At 41.7% G+C, this 429-nt stretch carries 1 protein-coding gene; it reads left to right on the forward strand.

Annotated elements, in window-relative coordinates:
* Nucleotides 1-46: 46 nt before the first annotated feature.
* Nucleotides 47-429 (forward strand): HNH endonuclease (locus LKK83_RS00435; protein ID WP_442957257.1); only part of this gene is annotated, 383 nt, incomplete at its 3' end.

Here is a 429-nt window from a genome sequence, read left to right on the forward strand (position 1 = left end):
CATAAAAGGATGGAGTAACTATTACAGCACAGTAGTATCCAAGGAAATTTACTCCAAACTCGACTATATGGTTTGGGTAGCTTTAAGGGCATGGACAGTATCAAGATGTGGAAAAGCGTCCATTGATAAGCTCAGAAAGTATTACCATAAGGGAGCCAATGGAAACTGGACGTTTCAAACGCAAGATGGGTTAAGATTATTAAAACACATAGAAACTCCCATCAAGCGACACATCAAAGTCAAAGGCGATAAGTCTCCATTTGATGGAGATTGGGCTTACTGGAGTAAGAGAGGGATTAACAAAGTTGGTCTCCCAACTAAGTTAGCCAGACTTTTGAAGGAACAAAAAGGCAAGTGCAATGAATGCGGCCTGTTCTTCACGGACAGTGACCTAATTGAGGTAGACCATATTAAACCTCTAGCGGCGGA

Source organism: Phormidium sp. CCY1219, assembly GCF_035615515.1.
Classification (GTDB): domain Bacteria; phylum Cyanobacteriota; class Cyanobacteriia; order Cyanobacteriales; family Laspinemataceae; genus CCY1219.